The organism is Gudongella sp. QWL-04 (genome assembly GCF_058683975.1).
In genome coordinates, this window is sequence record NZ_CM178754.1 from 1825738 (window position 1) to 1843642 (window position 17905).

Annotated in this window: 20 protein-coding genes and 1 tRNA gene; 1 reads left to right on the forward strand and 20 read right to left on the reverse strand. The window is 44.1% G+C overall.

From position 1 onward, the window contains the following. Positions 1-109 precede the first annotated feature (109 nt). The 7 genes from amrS to AC4PHB_RS09060 all read right to left on the reverse strand — a co-directional run bounded on the left by amrS (position 110) and on the right by AC4PHB_RS09060 (position 5783). Entirely contained in the window at positions 110-1084 is a 975-nt protein-coding gene (amrS, locus tag AC4PHB_RS09030) for an AmmeMemoRadiSam system radical SAM enzyme (protein WP_492136111.1), read from the reverse strand. Positions 1085-1096: 12 nt separating this feature from the next. Next, positions 1097-2503 (reverse strand): AmmeMemoRadiSam system protein A, encoded by a 1407-nt coding sequence (amrA, locus tag AC4PHB_RS09035; RefSeq protein ID WP_492136112.1) that lies wholly within the window; start codon positions 2501-2503, stop codon positions 1097-1099. Positions 2504-2577: 74 nt separating this feature from the next. Continuing rightward, a complete protein-coding gene (locus tag AC4PHB_RS09040; protein ID WP_492136113.1) occupies positions 2578-3195 on the reverse strand; it encodes a 50S ribosomal protein L25 in 618 nt (205 codons plus the stop codon). Positions 3196-3270: 75 nt separating this feature from the next. Next, positions 3271-3432 carry a hypothetical protein gene (locus AC4PHB_RS09045; protein ID WP_492137760.1) on the reverse strand — a complete coding sequence of 54 codons (162 nt, stop codon included), beginning with the start codon at positions 3430-3432 and terminating at the stop codon, positions 3271-3273. Between the two features lie 159 nt (positions 3433-3591). Further along, positions 3592-3774 (reverse strand): hypothetical protein, encoded by a 183-nt coding sequence (locus tag AC4PHB_RS09050; protein WP_492137761.1) that lies wholly within the window; start codon positions 3772-3774, stop codon positions 3592-3594. Between the two features lie 116 nt (positions 3775-3890). Next, positions 3891-5066, reverse strand: coding sequence for a YibE/F family protein (locus AC4PHB_RS09055; protein ID WP_492137762.1), 1176 nt, complete (start codon positions 5064-5066; stop codon positions 3891-3893). A gap of 39 nt (positions 5067-5105) precedes the next feature. Then, positions 5106-5783, reverse strand: coding sequence for a hypothetical protein (locus AC4PHB_RS09060; protein ID WP_492136114.1), 678 nt, complete (start codon positions 5781-5783; stop codon positions 5106-5108). Between the two features lie 144 nt (positions 5784-5927). Here AC4PHB_RS09060 and AC4PHB_RS09065 point away from each other — a divergent pair. Further along, positions 5928-6003, forward strand: a tRNA-Val gene (locus tag AC4PHB_RS09065). Between the two features lie 257 nt (positions 6004-6260). Here the strand turns inward: AC4PHB_RS09065 and AC4PHB_RS09070 are convergent. The 13 genes from AC4PHB_RS09070 to AC4PHB_RS09130 form a co-directional block, all read right to left on the reverse strand. After that, positions 6261-6896, reverse strand: a complete 636-nt coding sequence (locus AC4PHB_RS09070) for a V-type ATP synthase subunit D (protein ID WP_492136115.1) — start codon at positions 6894-6896, stop codon at positions 6261-6263. After that, positions 6897-8285: a V-type ATP synthase subunit B gene (locus AC4PHB_RS09075; protein WP_492136116.1), complete on the reverse strand. Its 1389-nt coding sequence runs from the start codon at positions 8283-8285 to the stop codon at positions 6897-6899. Next, the gene (locus AC4PHB_RS09080) at positions 8278-10041 is read right to left on the reverse strand and encodes a V-type ATP synthase subunit A (RefSeq protein ID WP_492136117.1); all 1764 of its coding nucleotides are present in this window, start codon (positions 10039-10041) and stop codon (positions 8278-8280) included. Before AC4PHB_RS09080 ends, AC4PHB_RS09075 begins: the two co-directional genes overlap by 8 nt. 16 nt (positions 10042-10057) lie before the next feature. Then, positions 10058-10366 carry a V-type ATP synthase subunit F gene (locus tag AC4PHB_RS09085; RefSeq protein ID WP_492136118.1) on the reverse strand — a complete coding sequence of 103 codons (309 nt, stop codon included), beginning with the start codon at positions 10364-10366 and terminating at the stop codon, positions 10058-10060. Beyond that, complete coding sequence (locus AC4PHB_RS09090; protein WP_492136119.1) at positions 10359-11363, reverse strand: V-type ATP synthase subunit C; 1005 nt, start codon at positions 11361-11363, stop codon at positions 10359-10361. The genes AC4PHB_RS09085 and AC4PHB_RS09090 overlap by 8 nt, the downstream gene beginning before the upstream one ends. A gap of 4 nt (positions 11364-11367) precedes the next feature. Then, a complete protein-coding gene (locus AC4PHB_RS09095; RefSeq protein WP_492136120.1) occupies positions 11368-11931 on the reverse strand; it encodes a V-type ATP synthase subunit E in 564 nt (187 codons plus the stop codon). A gap of 21 nt (positions 11932-11952) precedes the next feature. Beyond that, positions 11953-12432 carry a V-type ATP synthase subunit K gene (locus tag AC4PHB_RS09100; RefSeq protein ID WP_492136121.1) on the reverse strand — a complete coding sequence of 160 codons (480 nt, stop codon included), beginning with the start codon at positions 12430-12432 and terminating at the stop codon, positions 11953-11955. Between the two features lie 17 nt (positions 12433-12449). After that, positions 12450-14396, reverse strand: a complete 1947-nt coding sequence (locus AC4PHB_RS09105) for a V-type ATP synthase subunit I (protein WP_492136122.1) — start codon at positions 14394-14396, stop codon at positions 12450-12452. Then, positions 14383-14709 carry a hypothetical protein gene (locus AC4PHB_RS09110; RefSeq protein WP_492136123.1) on the reverse strand — a complete coding sequence of 109 codons (327 nt, stop codon included), beginning with the start codon at positions 14707-14709 and terminating at the stop codon, positions 14383-14385. Before AC4PHB_RS09110 ends, AC4PHB_RS09105 begins: the two co-directional genes overlap by 14 nt. Before the next feature lie 146 nt (positions 14710-14855). After that, positions 14856-15353, reverse strand: coding sequence for an MOSC domain-containing protein (locus AC4PHB_RS09115; RefSeq protein ID WP_492136124.1), 498 nt, complete (start codon positions 15351-15353; stop codon positions 14856-14858). After that, entirely contained in the window at positions 15322-15579 is a 258-nt protein-coding gene (locus AC4PHB_RS09120) for a hypothetical protein (protein ID WP_492136125.1), read from the reverse strand. The genes AC4PHB_RS09115 and AC4PHB_RS09120 overlap by 32 nt, the downstream gene beginning before the upstream one ends. A gap of 211 nt (positions 15580-15790) precedes the next feature. Then, positions 15791-16612, reverse strand: coding sequence for a c-type cytochrome biogenesis protein CcsB (ccsB, locus tag AC4PHB_RS09125; RefSeq protein ID WP_492136126.1), 822 nt, complete (start codon positions 16610-16612; stop codon positions 15791-15793). 1 nt (position 16613) lies between these two features. Then, complete coding sequence (locus tag AC4PHB_RS09130) at positions 16614-17870, reverse strand: cytochrome c biogenesis ResB family protein (RefSeq protein ID WP_492136127.1); 1257 nt, start codon at positions 17868-17870, stop codon at positions 16614-16616. Positions 17871-17905: the final 35 nt, after the last annotated feature.

Consider the following 17905-nt stretch of genomic DNA (forward strand, 5'->3'; position numbering starts at 1 on the left):
TAATTTTTCAGTATTAATAACGGTATAATTATAACGCATCCTTTAATATAAATAAACTATTATTTTAGCATTTGTAAACTTTTTTTGGAGAAACTCAAAATCACGAAAATTAAAATCTTCCTGGAACCTTGTAGCCGCACTGACTGCAATGCCCTTCCTCCATCCCTTCAATCTGTGTCTTTGAATATCTGGAAATCAATCGTTTTCTGCAGTTTGGACAGTAGGTATCGTTGTCAGCTCCCAACACATTCCCAATGTAGACGTGCCTCAGTTTCTTTTCTGCCACCTTTTTTAGCTCAGTCAAAGTATCGATGGACGTCGGTGGATCCTTCATCCTGTAGTTCGGGTAATATCTGCTAAGGTGAAGTGGTATCCCCGGATCAACCGAGGCAATAAATCCTGACAGCTCCTCCATCTCCTTACTGGAGCTGTTCCTTGAGTCTATTACAAGAGTAGTTATTTCCACATGGGTTTTCTTTGCCGCTAGCATTATGGTTTCAAGAACAGGCTCTAACGTCCCTTTGCAGATAGTCCGATAGAACTCGTTCGTAAACGACTTCAGGTCTATATTCATTGCGTCTATATACTGCAATAGCTGCTCCAGCGGCTCTCTGTTCATATAGCCGTTGGTCACAAGAACATTTAGCAGCCCTTCCTCTTTCGCTCTCTTAGCAGTATCCAAAACGAACTCATAGAATACAGTCGGCTCATTGTAGGTGTAGGCGATCCCGATGGACCCCTTCACCTTTGCAAGTGAAATAATATCGTCGGTGGTTGCTTTTACGAAGCTGTTATGATCGGTAACTATCTGCCAGTTCTGACAGAAGTCGCACCCCAGGTTGCAGCCATAGCTCCCGAAGGAAAATATGGTATTTCCCGGGTAGAAATGATATAGTGGTTTTTTTTCGATAGGGTCATAGTTATATGCCGTTACCCTCTCATAGTTCAGCGAATACAGCTTACCCCCGATATTCTGTCTTACTCCGCATCTGCCTACCTGCTCATCCCTCAGATTGCAAAAGTGCGGACAAAGAGTGCAGCGTACATTTTCACCTTCAACGGTGTAGAACATCGCTTCCTTCAAGGCAATCATCTCCTATTGGTATCTCTCGACCCTGAAGCGTTCCATTTTGTATTCCTCATCCTCAGATATCCCTGCTTTTTGAAGTGCTATCCTCACCTGGTCATTAGGAGTATCAACTCCTTCAAGCATCGGTAAAAGAAGACCTCGCCTGTGTCCTTTCTCAACTATTACCCCATAGATTCCCGGGTCTAACTCTGCAGTTGAACGAATTGGCTCTGAAGGATAGAGTACGTCCACCGAATAAACAAGTTCCTCCAGCTCATCTTCGGTTACAGATGGAAACCTGGGATCTCTGGTTCCTGCCTCTACCGCATAATGGATGATCTCGCTTGCAAGACTTCCCCTGGATGAAGCGGTGGAGCCTATGCAGCCTCTCAGGCTTCCGTGTTTCTTTATGGTTACGAATACTGGTCGCGCAGACTCAAGTAGCTCCTCTGCCAAATCCTCCGGAACTGGAAGATATTCTCCTGACAGAACGTAATGCTCCAGGCTCCTCCTTGCAAGGGCAGCATGAGGACTCTCCGACTGTCTTCTTGCTGTCTGCTTGTTCTTCTGAGACCTTTCAATGGTATCAATAAAATCAGTTCCTGTCCTTTCTCCCGGTATGAGCTTTGCTGTTCCATAGCCTACCCCGTATGGCCCCTCATAGGAAAGTACCTCGGTTTCGAGTTCATAGGGACTTAGTATCCCGGCAAGTATCATAAGTGATCGTAGCCCGCATTCACCGGCTTTGTGGGCAAGCTCAATGTCGAAGGATGAAACGGCTCCTAAATCTGCCTTTTTAATTATTTCTATTATAAGACTGTCGAATTCAGGTCCCTCAGGGCTGTAGCTGTATGGTCCGCCGTCCTTGAGCTTATGGGACAGGTCACCGCTGGCTATGATGACCACATCGTTTTTCTGCTGAAGGATCGCACTTTCAATTTGCCTTCCAAAGAGATATAGCTCCTTTGGGGATAAGATGCCATAGGTTATGTGGACGATCTGAAAACTGGAGTAATATTTATCCACAAAATGCAGAGGCACCAGAGCCCCATGGTCGAGCTTACCGTCCAGCTTATATCTTTTATACATCTCCTTTGTCATCTGTGCTATAGAGATATTGTTGGTCAGGCAATTTTTAACTATCTGATAGATCAGCTCTTGATCAGTGTCATAGGAGTAAGAAAGCTGACCGTGACCAAATGCACCAAAATCACCCCTTAGTTTGTTTTCCATTGATATTGCATTTGCATCTGAGAATACAGGGCCATGGGGAGTGATGACGAGTATCGTCTGAGGCTTTCTCTTAGCGATATCTCTTCCTATCTCTTCCATGCCCTCTATGGTTTTTATGGCCTTTTGCTCCTCTCCCTGACCTATCTGGGGTATTATTATCGGTGGGTGAGGTGTAAGGTATGCTGAAAGGATCCTTCCCATAACTATCCTCCTTGATTATAAAATAAGGACAGACTCTCCAGTCTGTCCCATGCCTTTATTTTTTCTGGTTATTCCTATTCTTCAGGAGCCACTTCCGGAGATGGTGCCTCCTCTTCAGCCTCAGTTTCAGCAGATACTGACGGCGGATTCAATGAACAGATCAGCTGCTCTGGGTCAGTTAAGACTATGAGCCTGTCATCCTTCATTATCTCAAGATCCTTCACTAATATCGGAGTATCGAAGTCCATTCCAGATACGTCTATCCCTACCGACTCGGGAATATCTCCCGGAAGGCACTCTATCTCTACGGCATCCATCATCTGCATAAGAACAGATGGCTGCAGCGCAATATTGTCTCTGTTCAAGAGTGTTATTGGAACGTGGAGCTTTATCCTCTGTTCCATATCGAGCTTCTGAAGATCTATATGGATAACATTTCCCTTGACCGGATCTCTTTGCACGGACTTTACGATCGTTGGGATCTTTTCACCCTCCATATCAAGCTCAAACAGTGCTGAGGTTCCAACCTGTCTGAAGAGCTTTGTAAATTCAAGCTCATCAACCGCAAAGCTCTTTGTCGGTTCTCCTTTTCTGTAGACTATCCCTGGTACCATTGCTTCCTTTCTAAGCTTCTTTACCTTGTTCGATCCGATGTCTCCTCTTAATATTGCCTTTAGGCTCTTGTCAATCATTCTCGGATACCTCCTAATTCTTATTTTGTACAATACATTACTACCCTTCAGGGCACCCGATAAACGATTATTTAGTTAATACCTTATACCTCTTACAGAAAGAGACTTGGCAAACAGCACCTTGCTCAGGTTTACATCCACCTGATCGTCGGGTGTGCTGAGTCCTTTCTGTATGAATACCTTGACTCCATTATCCTCATACTCATAAAAACGCTTAGTGTCCCCAGGGTGTCCTATCTCAACGGATAGTTGGCTTGAGGAGCATCACCCTCCCTTGACCTGTATGACTGCTATTCTTACAGCAGGTTCTCCGCTTGATTTTTTCTTTATGTGCTCTGCTGCTTCCATGGAAACCGTTACTCTCATATCACAACTCCTCTCAGACTTTGATAAATGTTACAGACCTGTATATTTTATTCCCTTAGCAAAAATCTGCTTTTTAAATACCAGGTTTTTCATATATATTTCGACTCTATCCTTAGGTATCCTCATTTGCTTCTGTAGATAAACTGTGATCCCATCTATTTCGTAGATGTCAAATGCACTTTTCTCATTAGGTTCGCCTGTCTGAACTGACAGTTCATTGTAATTGCATCACCCGGACCTTTGCTGTATGATGCCAACCATTACTGATGGTTTATCGTTGCAGCTTTCCAGGATATGTTCCTTTGCCTCATTTGTCAAAGCTATTGTAATCATTCAATCACCTCATTTTCTATTATCGTATCCACTTCTGCCTTTGCAGCCATCATGCGTTTTCTGCCCTGCTCCTTGGAGTAGTAGCTTGCAAAAACAGCCGTTATTGGGATCGTCAGTATAAGACCTATACTTCCCGAAAGGGATCTTACAACCTCTGTTGCTATTACGTCAAGATTAAAGACCTTGCTAAGCTCTGTCTCATATGCCATGAACAACAGAAGCATTGGGATGGAGGTTCCTGTATATGCTAAGATCAGTGTGTTTACCATCGTTCCCATAACGTCCTTACCTACATTCATGCCTGATCGGAATAGCCTTCCCCTTGAAAGTCTTGGATTAGCCTTGTGGATCTCCTCTATACTTGATGCTATAGATATCCCTATGTCCATTGCTGCACCAAGAGAGCCCATAATAATGCCTGCAAACAACAGCTGTCTGAAATTGAACTCTACCCCCTGGGGAATATACATAAGCATTGTGGCTTCTTCAGCCGAAAGTCCGGATAGACTGGCTTTATTCCCAACATAGAAGGCTATTACCCCTGCTATTATGACGCCGAAGGAGGTCCCTAAAATTGCTGATATTGTCTTGTGATTAAAACCTGCTACAAGGACCATTGTTATTATGGTGACTACAACTGCCGTAATGACGCTTACAAGGATCGGGTTCCAGCCCTTAAGCATCAGGGGCAGCATGACAAATAGTACAGCTGCAACTGTAATTGCAAGGGATATGAGCGCTTTAACTCCCTTCATTCTAGCTATTGCTATGACCAGAAGAGCGAATAAAATCAGTAGGTAGCCAAGGTAGTTAGCTCTGTAATAATCAGATATATATGTTTTATATGTCCCATCCTCATACTCCTCAAGCATAAGGACTACCTTTTGTCCCTTTTCCACTATTATATCGTAGTATTGATGGTCGGAAAGCGAGTTCTCGACCTCAACTATCTCACCTTTCCTATTGCCAGAATCTATCCTAACGGTCACATACTGGACCCTAAAGAATTGTCCTTCAACCTGCTCTACTTCACCAGCATCAAGGACTGTCCCTCTTTCAGTCAGGTTTACAAATTCCGTATCCTCCTCGTACTCAGGCTCAATTGCATAACCTGCCGGCGAGAGAAGACCTATAAAGAATATGATCATTAAAATGATCGAAGCTTTCTTCATCAAACCAATCCTTCCTTATGTTCTTAATGATCTATGACACTAATATCTGCTCAATTCATTTTCCTTTCTTACTTCCATATAGCCTATGAATATCATCGATATAAAGATAAGCCCTCTTCCCGCAGCCATCATATATGTGATCCAAAGCTTCTCAGCTCCCCATATTGGATATTCGACCAACAGGAGCTGGAGGATCATTAATGTCGAAAATACTATTATATTGCCATCTCCCTTTTTCATGCTGTGTGCCATTAAGATCATTGCAAGTAACAGTACATATATTACAAGAGGTATATATCTAAGGAATGCAAAGGTGCCGTCAGGCTCCATCAGGAACCATCCATTTTGCGGAAACACTCCGATAACTGCCCTGAATATCATAAGACCGTACAACAGCTTGTCCATTGGAAGCTTACGTTTTATTGAAAATCTTGTCTTCGAAAGGTCGGAAAGGACCAGGAAAAACAATGTCATAATGAGCATTTGACCTATTCTTCCCCACCCAAGGATCCTGAGGTTCTCCTCCAGGCCGTCTGTAAGGAGGCTGTAAAGTCTGGGGATAAAGTACACAGAGTCTGCCATGGCCAAAATAAATGCTAAATACCCGAACACGGTATGGGATTTGTTCCCCAGCTTGTTTCTGGATATGTATGCACCCATATACAGCAACAGGATAAGATACAAGAAAAAACCGGCAGCTTCCAAGAGCTTTAGCATCCACATCGCCTCCCCTTTATTTACCTTACCCTAAGTTTAATATTTATGAGGGACGATGTAAACACTTTCACAGATATTTCACCATTAGTGCGACTTAAATTCCTGTTGAAAAAAAAGACCTTATGTGCTACTATAGGAATACATGAGCGGTTAGTTCAGCTGGTAGAACGCCACGTTGACATCGTGGAGGTCGTTGGTTCGAGTCCAATATCGCTCACCATAAATAAAAATCCTCAGACTTAAGTCTGGGGATTTTTTATTAGTGAATAGTGAATAGTGAATAACTGAAAAGCTAAAAGCAAAAAACAGTTGTTAGTAGGTAGTAGGTAGTTGTTAGCAAAAACCGAGATCCCTCGACTTCGCTCAGGATGACAACACTTTTGTCATCCTGAACGCAAGTGAAGGATCTTTCTTCTGGCGACCAATGGTCGCCCCTACTTTCGCCTAACGCTTAACGCTTTTCTTTGTCCATTGCCTTTACTTATTGATCATGTCCTTGACCTTCATCAACCTTGTTATGGTGCTTCGCTCATTTTCATCAAGCTTCATCCTGATGAATCTAATTGTCTCCTGAAGCTCTGGAATCGTCCTGTACTCAAGGGCATTTACTCTTCTTCTGGTCTTTTCTATCTCATCAGCCATCAATTGACATGCCTTTTCAACCTCTGCAAGCTCAAGAAGCATAGGCATTATGGTGTAGAGCTTTCTAATGGCGTCGTCCAGCTCTGAGGAGGTGGTTGCAAAACCGTATGGGTAAATACTGCCCTCGTCTCCTTCGAGCTTTCTTATGAAGCTCATTACAGGAACATGAACGCTCATTACGTTTTTCTTCTTTATATCTACTGAGATGTTTTCCTTGGGGAAGGCAACCGCCTCCTCCAAAAGCTCAGGGCTCATTACGGCACTGGCAAGCAGAAACTCGTCGAATGCCTCCTTAAGCTCCTTCTCCACCTGTGTTCTAAGCTTTTTGTTCTGCTTGATAAGCTCAATGAATCGTCTCATCAGCTCGTCCTGCTTGTCCTTTAGGAGCTTGTGGCCTCTTGTAGCGGTCTTAAGCCTCGCCTTAAGCCTTGTAAGCTCCATACGAGTAGGATTTACGTTTAAAACCGCCATCTACTCATCCCCTTTTTCTTCCAGAGGAAGGTACTTATCCAGGTACTCTGTACGAATTCTCTTCAGCTCTCCTCTTGGAATGATTTTCATCAGATCCCAGCCAAGCTCAAGGGTATCCTCAATGGTCCTGTTGTTCTCATAGCCTTGGTTGACATATCTGTTGTCAAAGGCTTCAGCAAATTTTGCGAAGGCCTTGTCGGAATCAGACAGCGCAGATTCTCCAAGGATAGTTGCAAGCTCACGTGCCTCGATTCCCGAGGTATAGGCTGCATATATCTGGTTCATGGTATCAGCATGGTCTTCTCTGGTCTTGCCTTTACCAATACCCTTGTCCTTTAGACGGGAAAGAGATGGAACTACGTTTATTGGAGGTTCGATGCCTCTCTTGTATAGCTGACGGGAAAGTATGATCTGTCCCTCAGTAATATATCCTGTTAGGTCGGGTATTGGGTGAGTAATGTCGTCCTCCGGCATCGTAAGGATAGGGATCTGAGTTATTGAGCCCTTTCTTCCCCTGATTCTTCCTGCTCTCTCGTAAATCGTCGAAAGGTCAGTGTAAAGATATCCAGGATAGCCTCTTCTTCCAGGAACCTCTTTTCTAGCTGCAGAGGTCTCACGAAGCGCTTCTGCGTAGTTGGTCATATCTGTAAGTATTACCAGAACGTGCATGTCCTTCTCGTATGCCAGATACTCTGCGCAGGTAAGTGCCATCCGCGGAGTTGCGATTCTCTCTATCGCCGGGTCGTTTGCAAGGTTTATGAACAACACCGCCCTGTCGATCGCGCCTGTCCTTGTAAAGTCTTCAATAAAGAACTGGGCTTCCTCAAAGGTTATACCCATCGCTGCGAATACTACCGCAAACTTTTCTCCTGATCCCAGTACTCTTGCCTGTCTTGCTATCTGAGCAGCAACCTCCCCGTGTGGAAGACCTGAGCCTGAGAATATGGGGAGCTTCTGCCCTCTTACAAGGGTGTTCAGCCCGTCGATACATGATATTCCCGTCTGGATAAATTCCTCAGGGTAGTCTCTGGATACAGGATTTATTGGAACGCCATTTATGTCTACCTTTTTCTCGGGGATTATCTTCGGACCGTTGTCCTTTGGTCTTCCAAGACCGTCGAAAATCCTGCCTATCATATCCTCGGATACTCCCAGTTCAAGGGGCTTTCCAAGGAACTTTACTCTTGTGGAATTGAGGTTGATCCCGGTTGAGCTTTCAAACAGCTGGATCATTGCTCTGTCTCCGTTGACTTCAAGAACTCTTCCTCTTCTCTTTTCACCGGTGCCAAGCTCGATATCGACTAGCTCTTCGTACTTGACGCCCTCTACTCCGTCAACTATCATCAGCGGTCCAACGACTTCTCTAACTGTATTGTACTCCTTACGCATCGAGAATACCTCCTTCCTCAATAAGCTTATTCATATCAGCCTCAAGCTGTTGTGCGATGTCATCTATCTGCTCGAGATGCGTTTCTTCGATATATTTTGATCTGGCAATCTTTTCTCTTACCGGCATTCTCTCAATACTCTTAAGGTATACTCCCTTTTCAAGAGCCTTCATGCCAAGGTCGTAAAATTTCAGTATAAGCTTAAGCATCTTGTTCTGTTTTTGCAGTGAGCAGAAGGTATCTATCTCGTGGAATGCATTTTGCTGTAAATAATCTTCTCTTATTGATTTAGTAGCCTCAAGCTTGAGCTGATCTTCGTAGGACAGTGAATCTCTGCCTACAAGTCTTACTATTTCCTGAAGTGATGCTTCCTCCTGGAGCAGCGTCATTGCCTTTGCTCTGTTCTTTGCAAACTCAGGGTCTATATTTGCTGCCATCCAGTGGTCCATCTTAGTCTGGTAAAGAGTGTATGAATTCAGCCAGTTGATGGCCGGGAAGTGTCTCTTGTAGGACAGAGCATGGTCAAGGCCCCAGAATACCTTTACTATTCTAAGGGTAGCCTGTGATACAGGCTCCGATATGTCTCCTCCTGGAGGTGATACGGCACCGATTACGGTTATTGCTCCCTCTCTGTCGTCGCTTCCGTTGCAGATTACCTTTCCGGCTCTCTCATAGAATGCTGCTGCTCTTGATGCAAGGTAAGCCGGGTACCCCTCGTCACCAGGCATCTCCTCCAGACGGCCGCTCATCTCTCTGAGGGCCTCTGCCCATCTGGATGTGGAGTCAGCCATTATAGCGACTGAATAGCCCATGTCCCTGAAGTACTCTGCAAGAGTGATCCCAGTATATATGGATGCCTCACGGGCAGCTACCGGCATGTTCGATGTGTTGGCTATAAGAACGGTCCTCTTCATCAGCGATTCACCTGTTGCAGGGTCGATGATCTCCGGGAACTCCATCAGTACGTCTGTCATCTCGTTTCCACGCTCACCGCAGCCTACATAGACTACGATCTCAGTATCAGCCCATTTAGCCAGCTGATGCTGTACTACCGTCTTTCCTGAGCCGAAGGGCCCCGGAATTGCAGCAGTTCCACCCTTTGCAACAGGGAAGAAGGTATCTATTACTCTTTGACCAGTCAACAGAGGCACGTCGGGATTAAGTTTTTTCTTGAAGGGTCTCCCCTTTCTGACAGGCCATTTCTGAAGCATCTGGATTTTTTGCATGCCGTCAAGTACGCAAATATCCTCGATTATTGTAAACATGCCTTCGGTGATGGAGGTTATTTCTCCACTCATTCCTATGGGAATCATTATTTTGTGAAGTATAAGCGGGGTCTCCTGTACCGTTCCTATTATGTCTCCACCAACTACCTTGTCCCCAACCTTGGCGGTTGGAACGAAGTGCCACTTCTTCTCTCTGTTCAGGTTGTCGACCTTTGTTCCTCTTGTAAGAAAATCGCCAGAAAGCTGTCTGAATTCCTCAAGAGGTCTTTGGATGCCGTCGAACATGGCCTCCAATAGGCCAGGTCCAAGCTCGACGCTTAAAGGCTCTCCAGTGGTGTAAACCGGGTCTCCAGGCCCTATTCCAGTTGTTTCCTCGTATACCTGGATAGATGCTCTATCGCCTCTCATTTCTATTATTTCACCGACAAGCCTGTTGTCGGATACTTGAACTACGTCATATACATTGGCTTCATCCATACCCTCGGCAACTACCAAGGGTCCAGATACCTTAATAATCTTTCCTACTTTCAAGATAAGCCCTCTCTTTCTATAAAATATTTGATCCTACGGCTTTTTCGACATTCTCGTTTATACGGTTCATCCCAATGCTCAGCGAACCTTGATTACTGGGGATGAGTATTACCGCAGGGATTATCTCTTTGTCATATCTCTCGATAGTATCTGGTATCAGGCTTGCAATCTGCTCAGTGATGAATATGACGCCGTAATTGCTTCTCGCCATAGTATCCACTATCTTTCGTGCCTCTTCCCTGTCAGTCACTGTGTTTACGTCCACTCCCAGGGCTTTGAAGGCCAGTACAGAATCCTTGTCTCCAACAACTCCTACCTTATACATACAAATCACGCAGCCTTTCCCTTATGGCATCCGGTGAAATATTGTTGATCTTAGACACCATAATGATCCTCAGGATCTTGATTTCCATTTCCTTTGCCACCAGATACGAGAAAAGGGGCTCCGGTCCGAAGGTCACCGACTTGGAGCTCTTGTTCAGGTTCATCAGGTAGTTGTCCATATGCTTCTCAAAGGAAGAAAGCCTGCCTGTCTCCAAGTAATCCTCGAGACCTCGTGCGAGCTCCTTACGGATCCTGGAATTTCTGAACCTGTTTATCATCGTCTCCACTGAATCGTTGACTGTAGAAAGCATTGTATCCTTCTCAATATGTCCATTTTCAAGGAGGACTTCCTCAAAGAACTTCAGTTCCTTCTCCTGCTTTTTTAAGCGGATCGCAGAGGATACATTTGTAAAATCTATCAGATCCTTCACGTGGTCCTGGAACAGACCTATGCCTGAATCCTTTGCCATTTTGTGAAGGTGCTCAAAGTAATATCTGTCCATAAGTATATCTATTCGCTGGGGGTCCTTCTTTTCCTCAAAGTCCTTCATCACAGAAAGGACAGCCTCCTTATAGGTCACAGGCTCCATATCTCTGTATTCACCGGCGGTGAACTGTGCTTTGAACCTTTCGAAATCTATCGTCCCTGCATGAGAATAGAGGGCTGAAAGGTCCTTACCCATCAGTCTTTCCTTGATCATGACTTTGAGGTTGTGAAAATCATACTTAAGACCCATCAGGTCCACCACTAGGCGATCCGGCGAAATCTCTCTGACTAGCCTGTAGACCCTTTCAAGCTCCGAATGCAGGATTATTTCATACTCTTCGGGTTTTCCTGCCTGAGTAACTGCATTTGCATATTCAGTGTCTCCAAGGGTTCTGAATACCTCTTCAAGATCCCTGGCTTCTACCATCTTTTCGATAGCAGCCCGGTCAAGGAGCTTGTTTTCAAGGACTCTTATTCGGGTTACCCCTTGGATAAAATCCATTCTATCCATGAAATCACTCCAATTCTTTGAAGAGTTCTAAGGCTATATCGCCCTCCAACTGCTCTCTTGCTTCATCCACCAAGGATTCAAAGGTGTAGTTGTACACTATATCTTCATCCTTTATCATAAAGCCCTGCAGCATATTTTCGTCTATCATTACTGCAAGCTCCCCTGATACTTTCTCCGCAATACTCCTTCTTGATGGCGGAACTACCAAGGTACCCTTGCCTTTTATTTTAATGTTTTCCAGTGTTTTCTTAAGAAGCTCACCATAATGGGAGTCATCCAATTTCTCAAGCTTATTTTTTGCCATACCGAACACTGTATCCAGTATCTCTTGCTTGGCCGACAACTTCTCATCCCTTACCTTCAGCTCAGCGCTTGATACTACCCTGTCCTTGGCCATGGCAGCCTCTGAATGTGCTTTCTCAAGGAGCTTTTCGCTTTTGTCCTGGGCTTCCTTGATCTTTGTGTTCAAAAGGCTATTGCTCTTTCTATCCGCCTCCGCAAGAATAGAGTCAGCCTTAGCTTTGGCGTCCTCCATTATCCTTTGGGTTAGGCTCTCTAGCTTTGACATGGCTTCACATCCTTACTTTTTCTAGAAACTAACGGCGTTGACAAGAATAAGGGAGATAACGAATGCCAAAAGTGCATAGGTCTCAACCATTACCGCATAGATGATACCCTTTGTTGAATGTTCTTCATTCTTGGCAAGGATCGAGATACCTGCAGCTGCGGTCTTGCCCTGAGCTATTGCAGAAAGCCAGCCTACAAACCCTACTGGCAAACAGGCAGCCAGAAGATACATACCGTTTGCAAGACTCATTCCAATATCAAGCTGACCCATTACCAATAGTCCTATTACAAAGCCGTAAAGTCCCTGTGTACCCGGAAGCAGCTGAAGAACCAATGAACGACCAAATTTCTCAGGTTCTTCTATAACAAGACCTGATGCCGCTTGACCTACGATACCGATACCTATTGCAGATCCGATACCTGATAGAAATACAGCCACGGCCACTCCTAAGCCTCCAAAGATAACTCCACCTTGTGATACTATAAATTCAGTAAAAGACATTGACATTTCCCCCTAACCTATTTTAAGTTTATATATTTTGGTTTGCTTTTAAATGTATTGAAGCTCTGACCTCCGCCTTCGTAGAACTTTCCGAAGAACTCGACGAAGGTAAGTCTTATTGTGTGGACATACGCACCTAGCAGGCTTAGCCCAAGGTTGAAGGTCTGCCCAAAGATGAAGATTATTATAGCGAATACGAAGCCTATTGGTCCAGACTGTGCTACCATCCCGGCCATCATGTTTACGGCACCGGCAATGAAGCCTCCGGCCAATCCCAGAGCCATAAGTCTGGAATATGAAACAAAATCGCCTACATATCCTGATATCCCGTAAAGGGCATACACTCCACCACCGACTCTTCCCACGACGCCCTTTGCTTCTCTTCCGCCTGTTGCAACTATCCCAAGCATACCCAGCACCATAACTGCCAGGCTTATAGTCTTAACTATTGGCGGCATGGTCATCACCATATTCAGCAGATACACTATCGAACCAGTGAGTGCCATATACCAAAAGCCTACATCGTATAATGCATCCATGGGCTTTCCGCTTTTTATCAGCTTGTAAGCCTTTATTCCAAGCGCAAAATAGATATGGATCAATCCAAATGCTATGGAAAGGATCAAAAGCGTATTGTAGTCTTTGGCAGGATCAAGAAGCGCAGGGAGCTTTATTATCCCTCCGAATAATGAACCATAAATAAATCCCCATATAATTACAGAGAAACTCAAATAATAAAAGAACTTCAAAAAAGTCTTTGTGTTTTCTTTAAGGTTGAAATTCTTCAACAGAAACAGGGTCGCTGCCAGCATGATAACTCCATATCCAATGTCTGCAGCCATCATTCCAAAGAATATAAGATAGAATGGTGCCAGCAGAGGAGTTGGATCGACCTCATTGTATTGAGGAAGAGCATACATGCTCGTCAATGATTCAAAGGTGCTCGCAAAGCCCGAATTTTTAAGGAGTATAGGGACGTTTGGATCATCCTTGTCCACATCGTCAAGTTCAAGGTAATAAATACTGCCGAGAGCCTCCTTTATTCTTTCTTCAAAATCGCCTGTTTTGTCTGTAGGTATGAAGCCCTTGATCACGTTGACCTTCTCTGTCATTACAAAGTTCTCTGTTGATGCAAGCCTCAGTTTTTTATTACTGAGATAATCATACATTAACTTGAGCTCACCCAATGACGGCGCTAGCTCCTTGAGCCTTTCGTCTATTCCCGAAATTTGTTCCTGCTGTGAAGCGATCTTTCCTTCAAGTATATTGATCTCTTCCGATGGAGTTCCCTCTCCATGGAGGATCGCTTTTGTAAAGCTTGAATTTCTAAGTGATTCTTTAGTTTTTTCAGCCTCCTGGCCGTAGGACATAACAAGTAAATAAAGGCTCTCCTTGTCCTCATCCACAACCTCGTAGTATACGCCCTCGGCCTCTGAAAGATCTGTAATGACCTTGTCCTTAAGCTTCCTGGGGACAGTTCCAATGAACAGCTCCGTCTCCCTTATGTAGCTCAGGTCTTTAAGTGGAGATGACAGACCCTTCCATGGCTTAAGCTCACCTATTTGAACCATGAGCTTATCTATAGTCTGCTTATGGCCTTCACGTTCCTTCCACAGATCCCTGACCTGACTGCAAACACTGTTGCTGTCGATTTGATGGGATTTCTCCTCCAACTCGGCGAATGTATAGGTATCCTGACCCTTTTTCATTGCCTTTAGTCCGGTTTCCTTGGCGAAATACTTAGACAGAGTCTCAATACAGCTGTTTATCCTCGTCAGCTGCTCTTCAACCTCAGTAAGACCCTCAGGCGTCCTGACACCCTTGAGCCCGAGGCTTGTAAGGTCTCTGTCTTCCTCAAGATTACTGAAATGGACGTACTCGAACCTTTGAAGGTGCTTGAGAAGCTCCTCCTTGTGATCGTCGAAGGCAAACAGGCTGAATTGGCTCATTTTAACTATTGCCATCAGTCTTCACGATCCTCTCGATTATAATATCAACGATTCTGTCCAACTTTACGGTGTCCATGCCTCTTAATGCTTCAGCCTCTGACTGGCCCTTTTCCAGAATCGGTTTTGCTATGGCTTCTCCTTCTTCAATTGCTCTATTTTTAATCATCTCAGCCTCTGATTCCGCTTGAGTTATTATTCTGTGGTACTCCTCATCAGCCTTCTTAACGGCTTCCTCAGCGGCTTTCTTAGCTGCTGCAGTAGTTGATTCGAGGATTTCCCTCGCTTTCTCCTCTGCTTCCTTAACAATCTGAATAGCATCCATTGCCATCGCTTCACCCCCAGTATATGGTTATTTAAAAAATAATAACACTACGCCTATATTAATTGATTTTATATTATGTGCAACCATAAATCAATAATTTGAGAATAAATTATCAATTAATTCTTATTATTCGAATCATTGAGAAATCGTTGTCACGGCTGTAATGGCTGAATTTCATCATTTAAGTTTATGATTCCACCCCTTAAAATAATTGCATAACTGACAGTAAATGCCAGCGGACAGGGGGTGTTTTTGACAATGTTGTAACATTCATCGAAGCATTTTTTGTTCAATTCTGAAATCTCCAGCAATACTTCGCCTATTTTATACCTTTCTCCCTTAACTAGATCACCCTCTCCTGACCAGGTAATATTCTCCCTGAACCTGGAGATGCAAAGACCTTCCACTCTGCCCTGCTCGATCCTTTCCCTGACCCAGCGAGGCAGTAACGAAATTTGTCTATCGCCTCCATTTGCCTTGAGATCGCCTTCTATGCCCAGCCCTTCGATCAGTACAGCTTGTTTGCGGCTTTCAGTTCGGCCATCCAGGTCCTTTAAAGTTATCCTCTCCACCCTCATGTCGATGCCTCCTCGTAAAAAAAGACCAACGAAGGTTGATCTATTTCCTTTTCTTGCCTTTTTGTCTGTCAATGAAATCTTTTTTCTCCTCAGGATCCGGATGTAAAAGTCTTTCATGAGCCTCCTTCAGCTCCTCGACCTTGGATTTTAGAAGCCTACCGTCTTCCGAAAGCTCCTTAATGGTCCTCCTAGATTTGTTAAGGTCAAACTCTCTTTTTCTAAGAGAAAGATCCCCCTTGGTTATCCCTTCAATGAATTCCATTGGTTTCTTAAAACGTTTCTTAGTAAAATTGTCCATGATAACTCACCTCAAGGTATTTTTACCCAATTATTTATAATTCACAAGTTTCAATTCACAAATCACAATAAATATCAAAGATCCCTGACCATTCCGATGACTCATTTACTGTCATCCCGAGTATAGTCGAGGGATCTCATCAAATCGTAAACAGCTACCTACTTACTGCTAACAACTGCTTTTTTAGCTGTTCACTATTCACTGCCAATTGTCATCTATAGCTATGTATCCCGGGCAAGAGAGTATTGACTCCAATAAAAGTGAATATTACGCAAACAAATCCTATTACTGAAAACAGCGCCGCAGGCTTTCCCTTCCACCCTCTGTTGAATCTCAGGTGAAGGTACACAGAGTAAATCAGCCATGTTATCAGCGACCAGGTCTCCTTTGGATCCCATCCCCAATATCTTGACCAGGCTGCCTTCGCCCAGATTGCACCTGTAATGATGACCAGTGTCAACATAAGGAATCCAAATGCTATTACCCTGTAGCTTAAGTAGTCACATACCTCAGCATCGGGAAGAGACCCCTTCCCTGAGGAGGTAGTCCCTTTCCTAAGATTCAGCAGATACATTGTTGACAGCCCTGCAGCTACTGCAAAGGCTCCGTAGCTTATTACAGCCGTTCCCACGTGAAGCGGCAGCCAGCCGCTTTGAAGTGCAGGCATTAAGGGCTTTATGTTCTTTGGAAGCATGGATGCATAGCCCATGACCAGAAATGCTATAGGCATTACAAACGCTCCGACGGCAGTGAACTTATAAGCATAATGAAGCACGAGGTAACACATTACTATACCCCAGGTGAAGCTTGTAGCAAATTCAAACTGATTGCTAAATGGGAGTCTGCCTGACTCTATGATCCTTAGGATTATTGCCAGAGTATGGATCACAAACCCAATTGTTGCAAGTATTACAGCTGCCTTTCCTATGGAATCCTTTTTAAGTGCCACATATATAAAAAATCCTACTGCAGACAATGTATATGCGATAAATCCCAAGGTAAAGAACAATTCTTCATAAAATAGTATATCCATATCAGCTTACCTCCCGTCCCGTTATCTGCTTGAGCATCCTTCTTACCTGGTAGTTGAAGCCCCAGCTGTTCTGTCTTGTTATTGGAGAGACCTTTCCATTTTCAACGAGGATAAACCTTGGATAAAAATAGAAGGAAAGTATCAATCCTAGAAGCATAGCAAGGCTTCCTGCCAAAACAAAGAAGTACCCAAAATCCTTCCTATAAGTAAGACCCGTGTAGAGAACAGAGTCATTAAAGGAAATCGTGTATTCCTGCATATCTATCGTCTGTCCCGGTTCAAGTATGTAGGAACCTATGTGATTGTTGAACTGGTAAAGCACGACAGCATAGTGAGGATCATTCTCCCTCTCTGACATGGTGAGGGGCTCTCCCTGGCTTGTTATTGTGAAGTCTGGATAATAGCCGTAGAGATAAACTGTAATATGACTTGGCTGATAAAAATGTGATTCCCCGCTCCTGAGCAGTCTGCTTTCAAGTACCTCCCCTGTTGAGTTCTTGATATAAAGCCTGCTTGCCCAGCCATAGCTTGTCTGGTAAAAATTAAGAGACTGAACCTTTAACGGTTTATTGACCCATAGCTTTTCCTTCTGTTCCTCTCCCTCTGGAGTTAGGACTGAAACCTCGCTGTAATACTGCTCCACCGTATTGTTTTCTCTAAAGCCCAGATAGAAATCGTCCAGTCTTAAGGAGAAACCATATTCCGGGAAGGGTTTGATATCCCCTGGAACTAAGTTGAAAAAACCTTCCTCAGCAAACATATTACCTAGAAAGCTTCCTAGGATGATTATGATTATACCAAGGTGAGTTACTGAAGAGCCAATACTTCCGATCCTACTTTTTGATGCTCTAAAGCCGGAACCTGTATCCGTTATACTATATCTTTGTTTCTTAAGGTGCTCCTTAAAAGCTTCATCTTCTCCTTGCTGAAGCCCGTATGAGTCTCCTTCTGCCTTTGGCATAGGAAAGTACTCCGCTTTAAGCCTTGATAGCTGAGATGGGAGTATCTTTAAGGTACAACCCACCAGATTGATTAGGAATACTCCCAGAAGTACCCTGAATATCCATGAGCTGTAAACCTTGTCAAACTGCATTGCAAGTATAAGATTTCCAAAACTGTTATAGCTTTCTATGTAGAATTCCCTTTGCAACCCCTGAGGTAGAACGGTCCCGATTATGGAATAAGCTGCAATCAGTATAAAGAGACTGATCGCAAGCCCAAGACTTGTAAGATATCTGATGAACTTTTTGATTGTCATCTACCTCCTAGTGAAAAATCAATGCAGAAAAAGGG

Coding starts and splice junctions, on each gene's coding strand:
- AC4PHB_RS09100 (WP_492136121.1), bottom strand. CDS start 12,432: ATGTCTTTTACTGAATTTATAGTATCACAAGGTGGAGTTATCTTTGGA.
- amrA (WP_492136112.1), bottom strand. CDS start 2,503: ATGGGAAGGATCCTTTCAGCATACCTTACACCTCACCCACCGATAATA.
- AC4PHB_RS09040 (WP_492136113.1), bottom strand. CDS start 3,195: ATGATTGACAAGAGCCTAAAGGCAATATTAAGAGGAGACATCGGATCG.
- AC4PHB_RS09110 (WP_492136123.1), bottom strand. CDS start 14,709: ATGGCAATGGATGCTATTCAGATTGTTAAGGAAGCAGAGGAGAAAGCG.
- AC4PHB_RS09075 (WP_492136116.1), bottom strand. CDS start 8,285: ATGCGTAAGGAGTACAATACAGTTAGAGAAGTCGTTGGACCGCTGATG.
- ccsB (WP_492136126.1), bottom strand. CDS start 16,612: ATGGATATACTATTTTATGAAGAATTGTTCTTTACCTTGGGATTTATC.
- AC4PHB_RS09055 (WP_492137762.1), bottom strand. CDS start 5,066: ATGAAGAAAGCTTCGATCATTTTAATGATCATATTCTTTATAGGTCTT.
- AC4PHB_RS09085 (WP_492136118.1), bottom strand. CDS start 10,366: ATGTATAAGGTAGGAGTTGTTGGAGACAAGGATTCTGTACTGGCCTTC.
- AC4PHB_RS09090 (WP_492136119.1), bottom strand. CDS start 11,363: ATGGATAGAATGGATTTTATCCAAGGGGTAACCCGAATAAGAGTCCTT.
- AC4PHB_RS09105 (WP_492136122.1), bottom strand. CDS start 14,396: ATGGCAATAGTTAAAATGAGCCAATTCAGCCTGTTTGCCTTCGACGAT.
- AC4PHB_RS09070 (WP_492136115.1), bottom strand. CDS start 6,896: ATGGCGGTTTTAAACGTAAATCCTACTCGTATGGAGCTTACAAGGCTT.
- AC4PHB_RS09060 (WP_492136114.1), bottom strand. CDS start 5,783: ATGCTAAAGCTCTTGGAAGCTGCCGGTTTTTTCTTGTATCTTATCCTG.
- AC4PHB_RS09095 (WP_492136120.1), bottom strand. CDS start 11,931: ATGTCAAAGCTAGAGAGCCTAACCCAAAGGATAATGGAGGACGCCAAA.
- AC4PHB_RS09130 (WP_492136127.1), bottom strand. CDS start 17,870: ATGACAATCAAAAAGTTCATCAGATATCTTACAAGTCTTGGGCTTGCG.
- AC4PHB_RS09120 (WP_492136125.1), bottom strand. CDS start 15,579: ATGGACAATTTTACTAAGAAACGTTTTAAGAAACCAATGGAATTCATT.